Here is a 6,939-nt window from a genome sequence, read left to right as displayed (position 1 = left end):
TGAATGGCATCACCATTTTCCAAAGCCAATTGATGTAGGTGCTTAAATGTCATTCTATATTCTTTCAGGCTTAATCACAGGGTTACTGCTCTAGTCCGTCAGATATATTACAATAAAAGGAAAATGGTTTAGCTTTGCTGCTTTTCTTAGTTATCTTGATGGTCTCTATGTTTGAAATTATACTATTAAAAAAACATGTAGATCAGAGGGAGAACCAGTGAAGAAAAATTGGAATGAAGAAGAGCTTTTAGCAAACTTTATGTTAATGCCAAATGAACTACATCTATCTATGGGGAATAAAACAGAAACGAACCGTTTGGGCTTTGCCGTGTTACTAAAGTATTTCCAACAGAAAGCTAGATTCCCTAGCCAAAAGCAAGACATCCCAAAAGTAGTGATCGAGTACATAGCGAAACAGCTTGATGTTTCGCATGATCAATTTGATGAATATAGTTGGGGTGGAAAAGAAAAGACTTATACCCGACATCGAAAAAATATAAGGGATTTTTTTGGATTTCAGGAGCTTACACGTACAGATAATGATCGTTTGGGACAATGGTTAGAAGAACAAGTTCAGTCTACACATGATACAGACTATTTAAAAAACCAAGCATACAGTCTCTTTCGTAAATGGAAAGTTGAACCTCCTTCTATTGGGAGCTTAAAGCGTATGATTGACTCTGCCATTGATACTTTTGAAAAGAGCTTATATAAAATGACATATCAGCAATTATCTGCTAAGACGTGCACTCGGTTAGATGCTTTACTTGAGTCCCATGCTGATGAGGATTCTGATGGAGAGGAAACCGACATTTTAACTTTTCGTCAACTATTATCTTCTCCTCGTAAACCAAGTGTAAATGCGATGGAGATGGAGGTTAAAAAACTGTTAGCTATACGACATCTCCAAATTCCTAATGGTTTGTTTCATCATATGACTCCAAAATTACTAAAGAAATATCGACTTCGTGCAGCTACTGAGACTGTAACGGAATTGCGAGCACATCCAGCACCCATTCGCTACACCTTACTTGCCATCTTATTTTGGCATCGTCATGCTGAAGTTATCGACTATTTAGCTGATCTGTTGGATGAAATCACTCTCAAGTTCGGAAATAAGGCCAAGAATACTACCCGTAAAGAAGCAGTAGAAGAGTTGGAAAGGGTTCAAGGGAAAAATAAACATATTATCAACTTATTAAAAGCGACGGTTAATCATCCAGATGGAATTATTCAAGATACTCTATATCCGATTGTAGGCGCTTCAACAATTCGGGATATTATTAAAGACATGACAAGAAATCACCGAGAATACAAAGAAAAAATCTATATAAAGATGCATTCTTCCTATCGGGGGCATTATCGGATTGCTTTCTGTAATATCTTAAAAAATCTTACGTTCAGATCTAATAATCAATCTCATCAACCTGTCATTGAAGCTCTTCAACTAATTCGAGAATATGGTGATAGTGGTCAACGTTTTTTTGCAGCTAATGACGAAGTTCCTATTGAAGGAGTGATCCAGCCCAAATGGAAGGATATCATTATTGAGACGGATAGTAAGGGAATGGAGAGGGTTAACCGAATCAATTATGAGATTGCTGTTTTACAAACACTTCGAACGCGCCTCCGGTGTTTTACCGTTAATATCAATAACATGTGTTGTATTATCGATTTTACGAGTACTGATGTTAGAATTTACTTTATCAAAAGATAATGTAGAACTGCCCCACATTTCATTAAATTCAACCTCATATATACCAGCTAGTTCTGGCCAATTGATTTCTACAACATGTTGTTGGTTACCATCTAAAATTCCTTGTTCCATATTCGTTTCAGAACCATAGGTCCTAAAATTACTCTCAATCCTTACTTCTTTATTAAAACAAGTATAAAATGATTCCTACTTCAAATACTAAAAAAAAACTATTGAAGGATATGATTCAAATGACACTCCATCTAAATAAAAATAACTGCCCTAATTATGAAAAAATTAAATACATCCTCAACGAATCACCAGACTTAATGTGTAGAACACTTGAAGTTGGTGGAGATTGTCTCGAAGTTATTTTCATGAAAAATTTAATTAAACAAGAGTTTCTAAATGAGTATGTAATTAAATACATTCAACAACTTCCGATAGAATACATAACTTACTCTTATTTATTGAAAAACATACCAATGAACGAAGTAAAGAAAAACCTTAAGGAACAAGAGATTATCTCTTCCCTCTTAAATGGATTCGCTTATATTTACTTATCAGACGAAAGTAAAGCATTTATGGTAAATTGCGCCAACCCTATTGAAAGATCTATTGAGAAAGCAGAAACAGAATCATTGGTATACGGTCCTAAAATATCGTTTACAGAATCATTATCTTCTAACATTAAAATTATAAGACGAAATCTAAATGATTCTAATTTGTGTACAGATGAATTAAAAATAGGAGAACGTGTTAAGAAGCAAGTAAGAATTATATATCTTAAAGATATAGCGGATGATGACACACTTAAAACACTTAAGGAGAAGTTTGAAAATATAAAAACTGATAATATAAGTGACAGTTCAGTATTGGCACAATGTCTTGAAGATAATCATTACTCATTTTTTCCACAGTTTATATTAACAGAGTTGCCCGATAGATTCCTCTACTCTATTTTAAACGGACGGATTGGTGTTCTTATAGATGAAAGTCCAATTGCTATTATTGGACCTGCTAATTTTTTTTCGTTTTTTGAATCAACAGAAGACATATATTTGAGATGGTCCTTAAGTACTTTTATAAGATTTATACGATTATTTGCTATGGCAGGGTCACTATTTCTTACAGCATTTTATGTTGCAACCATGACATTTCACTCTGAACTAATTCCATCTAAATTGTTACTTATAATTGGGCAATCACGTTCACAAGTTCCTTTTCCACCTTTGCTAGAAGCACTTTTACTCGAATTATTAATTGAATTACTTAGAGAGGCTGGGGCACGCCTTCCGTCAAAAGTAGGGCAAACAATGGGGATTGTTGGAGGTATTGTTATTGGCCAAGCAACTGTTGAGGCAGGTTTAACTAGCAACATTTTAATTATTATTGTGGCATTTAGTGCATTAGGGGCATTTACGGCTCCTATTTATGAAATGGGCACTGCTATAAGAATTGCTAGATTTCCTTTCATTATTCTAGCAGGTGTTTGGGGATTAAATGGGATTATTATCGGTGTCTGTGTAATGATGGTCCACTTGTTAAAATTGACATCATTAAACAAACCTTATCTTGCACCTCTATACCCTTTTAGGATTAAGGATATAAAATACTTCTTAATACGTCTACCCCACCATTTTTATATGAGACGTCCTGTTGTCAATCGCCCAAAAGATTCATTCCGCACAAGGTGGAGATTTAAAAAAACAGAAAAAGATTTAGATGAATTTTGAGGTGGATAATGAAATCAAATATTAGTTTTGTAAATGCCTATATGGCTTTCTTTATCATACACACTTCGCAAATTGGTATGGGCATACTTGGAGTCCCGAAAATTATTTATCTTGAATCTAAGAAAGATGCTTGGATCTCAGTTTTACTATCCGGTCTATTCATTAGTATTATCACTTGGATTATTATTAGCATACTTAAAAAACATGGAAACTGTAATCTTTATGAAATACACGAAAATTTATTTGGTCGCTTTATAGGAAGTATCATCAATACCTTAATTGTCATTTACTTTATTGCTGTACATTACTCTATCATCATCAGTTATGTTGAATTGTCCCTAACATGGGGATATGAAGGAGTTTATGAATGGGTAGGCACTTTAGCACTATTATTAATAACAATTTATGCAGTATCAGGTGGATTCAGAGTAGTTGCAGGGATATGCTTCTTATCCTTTTTAATGACTATATGGCTGCTATTTGTGATGTATCAACCACTTGATTCCATAAACTTAACTAGAATTTTACCCATCATGTCGACAACTCCGTCAGAAATGATGAAAGGAGTTTTTAAAAGCAGTTATACAATGTTGGGTTTTGAGACTTTATTTTTTATTTTTCCTTTTATAAAGGAGAAAAAAAACTACTTCTATTCAGTCAATTAGCAATCTGGTTTACCACACTTCTTGTTTTAATTGCAACTGTTATTTCCATATTATTTTATAGCCCTAAAGAATTAGAAAAACAGATCTGGCCTATTGTCAGTATGATAAGCGCTGTCCATTTTCCATTTATTGAGCGCTTTGAATCTATAGCAGTTTCATTATGGATATTAGTTATTTTTCCAAATTTATGTATAATCCTATTCATTTCTTCCAAAGGAGTTAAACAAATATTTCATTTAAAACTAAAACATGGAATATGGGTAATCTCAATAATCATTTTTATCACGAGTTTTTTTATCACAAAAAGAGTCGACAATAACCTTTTGATTGATAAAGTTGGTCAAGTAGGCTTTTACCTATGGTTTATCTATCCAATATTCTTATATTTCATTTCAATCATTAAATCTAAAATCTTTTCACGTTCAAAACGGAGTTGAAAAAATGAAAATACGGCTTATTCTACTTTGTGTCTTTCTCTGTACGGCATGTATGCCACCTGAAAAAATATTAGAAAGGCAAGGAATTTCAACTATTATTGGTTTTGACTTACTTGATGAGAATACATACAAAGGCACTATTAGCTTGTTACAATTCGACCGTAAAGAAGAAAAGACGAGTGTAACCATTTCTGCCGTCGGAACTACAAGCAAACAAATAAGACAAAATTTAGAACAACAGACAAGCCACCACCTTACTTCTGGTCAATTAAGGACCATACTGTTTAATAAAAATATGGCAGAAACAGTAGGAATTTCTTCTTTTCTGGATACTATGCAACGAGATAGCAGTATCAGTTCTTTAATCTTTTTGGCCATTACTGATAATGCTGAGGAGACGATTAAAAATAAAAACTATGAAGAATATCCCGAAATGGGATCCTATATCTATCAACTATTGGATAAACACGAAAAGAAAGAAATGTTAGTCAACTCCAACTTGCATGATTTTATTTCCACACTATATGAAATTGGTATCGATCCTACCTTACCTATTCTATCGAATGAGAATGGTGTAGCACCCTATTTAGATGGGGTTGCATTATTTAGGGATGATAAAATAGTTGGTTCTATTTCCATGAAAAAAAACCTGTATATAAAATTATTCACCAATCATAATGCTTTTTTGGGGGATATAACTTTAAATATTCCTGCAGAGGTATTAGAAGAAAAGGGAATAAAACTAGTCGAAAAGCAAAAAGGAGATAAATTTAATATTACAATTCACCCAATAAAGTACCGCGGAAATGTTGAATTATCTCAGGAAGAGTCGGTTAATTTAAATGCATCTATTTTAGTTTCAACTATAGAATTACAGCCTTCTGTTACTCTTAAAAATAAGGAATCAATAAAAAAAATGGAGCTAATAATTGAAGAAGAACTAAACAAAGAATTCGGGGATATTCTTGAGGAGTTTAGAAAATTAAATACTGATCCAATTGGCATTGGAAGAAAAATAAAAAGTATAAGAAAATATTCCAATTTAAATGAAAAAGATTTGAGAGGAAAGTATTCCACATTAAATTTAAAACCAAATATTAAGGTAGAAATAAAACGAACTGGGGCAGTTGATTAGTTCACGAATTACTTGTGAAGAACCTCATTTACTTATGAAGAGCTCACCGAGGTTGATATTAAACTTATCTTCCAATAGTTCAATAATTGTATGTAAAACCATAATTAACTACAATCCTTATTCAACAATCTGGCCCTATTGCGGAACAAAAATAAAAGAGCTCTCTTCAGTCATACTGCGGCTGGTTAGTTTAATAAAATTAGCCCCATAAACGGACATTTATGGGGCTGGTCCTTATTGGAGCAAAACACACTCTATTTACCCTGATCTTTGGTACCAAAACTCATTCCCAAAATCAAAGTAACATTTTTAATAACAAACACCGTTTTTGGTGCTAATATATTCATATAAATAGTTTTTAGTAGGTGATTAATTATGATTTTTGGTTACGCGCGAGTGAGTACGGAGGAACAAAACCTAGATATGCAAGTTGATGCATTAACACAATTCGGGGTTGAGAAGATTTATAAAGAAAAATTAACTGGCACACGAAGAGATAGGCCTCAATTAGAAGACCTTTTAAAAATTTTACGAAGTGGCGATAAAATTGTTGTATATAAACTTGACCGTATTTCACGTTCCACAAAACATTTGATAGAACTGAGCGAATTATTTAACGATATGGGTGTACATTTTGTATCAATTACTGACAGTATTGACACTTCAACCGCAATGGGAAAGTTTTTCTTTCGTACAATGGCAAGCATCGCTGAACTAGAAAGAGATATTATTAGTGAACGAACAAAGTCTGGTCTTCAAGCAGCAAGATCAAGAGGAAAGAAAGGTGGGAGACCTACTAAGAAAGAAGATAAAGTGGAAATGGCTGTTAAGATGTATAAGAGTAAAGACTATACAATTAAGCAAATTACAGTGGCGACTGGTATCAGTAAGACCACGCTGTATAGGTATTTAGACAAGGCGCTATAGGGTTGCCTCAGTAATTTAGTTATTAACGATTTGTAAAGATCTTATCGATTAAACCGTATTCTAAAGCTTTTTCTGCTGTCATGAAGTTGTCGCGGTCTGTGTCGCGTTGTAGCACTTCAAGTGGTTGACCAGTGCGGTCAGCAAGAATTTGGTTTAGTTTTTCACGTAAGAATAGGATACGTTTAGCAGCGATTTCGATTTCAGTCGCTTGACCTTGTGCCCCGCCAAGTGGTTGGTGAATCATTACTTCACTGTTTGGAAGTGCATAACGTTTTCCTTTTTCACCTGCTGCAAGTAAGAATGCACCCATAGATGCAGCCATACCGATACAGATTGTTGATAC

General features: G+C 33.8%; 4 protein-coding genes and 2 pseudogenes. 5 read left to right on the top strand and 1 reads right to left on the bottom strand.

Going from position 1 to position 6,939, the window contains the following annotated elements:
• Window positions 1–217 precede the first annotated feature (217 nt).
• The 5 genes and pseudogenes from BAQ44_RS03470 to BAQ44_RS03445 form a co-directional block, all read left to right on the top strand.
• A pseudogene (locus tag BAQ44_RS03470) lies at window positions 218–1,636 on the top strand (DUF4158 domain-containing protein); the annotation flags it as partial.
• A 311-nt stretch (window positions 1,637–1,947) separates the two neighbouring features.
• Window positions 1,948–3,432 (top strand): spore germination protein, encoded by a 1,485-nt coding sequence (locus BAQ44_RS03460; protein ID WP_000172443.1) that lies wholly within the window; start codon window positions 1,948–1,950, stop codon window positions 3,430–3,432.
• A gap of 8 nt (window positions 3,433–3,440) precedes the next feature.
• Window positions 3,441–4,534 (top strand): annotated as a pseudogene (locus tag BAQ44_RS31735) (GerAB/ArcD/ProY family transporter).
• Window positions 4,535–4,538: 4 nt separating this feature from the next.
• Entirely contained in the window at window positions 4,539–5,669 is a 1,131-nt protein-coding gene (locus tag BAQ44_RS03450) for a Ger(x)C family spore germination protein (protein WP_000702268.1), read from the top strand.
• Between the two features lie 375 nt (window positions 5,670–6,044).
• Window positions 6,045–6,596 carry a recombinase family protein gene (locus BAQ44_RS03445; RefSeq protein WP_000576160.1) on the top strand — a complete coding sequence of 184 codons (552 nt, stop codon included), beginning with the start codon at window positions 6,045–6,047 and terminating at the stop codon, window positions 6,594–6,596.
• Window positions 6,597–6,618: 22 nt separating this feature from the next.
• On the opposite strand, the gene BAQ44_RS03440 is transcribed toward BAQ44_RS03445, so the two are convergent.
• Window positions 6,619–6,939 (bottom strand): ATP-dependent Clp protease proteolytic subunit (locus BAQ44_RS03440; protein ID WP_180998451.1); only part of this gene is annotated, 321 nt, incomplete at its 5' end.

Origin of the sequence: Bacillus mobilis, from assembly GCF_001884045.1 — a bacterium.
In the GTDB taxonomy this organism is placed as follows: Bacteria; Bacillota; Bacilli; order Bacillales; family Bacillaceae_G; genus Bacillus_A; species Bacillus_A mobilis.
The sequence above is the reverse complement of the archived record's forward strand: the minus strand, read 5'-3'. Positions and strand labels throughout refer to the sequence as shown.

Bases quoted from the DNA above. Each gene is read 5' to 3' on its own strand.
- BAQ44_RS03460 (WP_000172443.1), top strand. From the start codon at position 1,948: ATGACACTCCATCTAAATAAAAATAACTGCCCTAATTATGAAAAAATT.
- BAQ44_RS03450 (WP_000702268.1), top strand. From the start codon at position 4,539: ATGAAAATACGGCTTATTCTACTTTGTGTCTTTCTCTGTACGGCATGT.
- BAQ44_RS03445 (WP_000576160.1), top strand. From the start codon at position 6,045: ATGATTTTTGGTTACGCGCGAGTGAGTACGGAGGAACAAAACCTAGAT.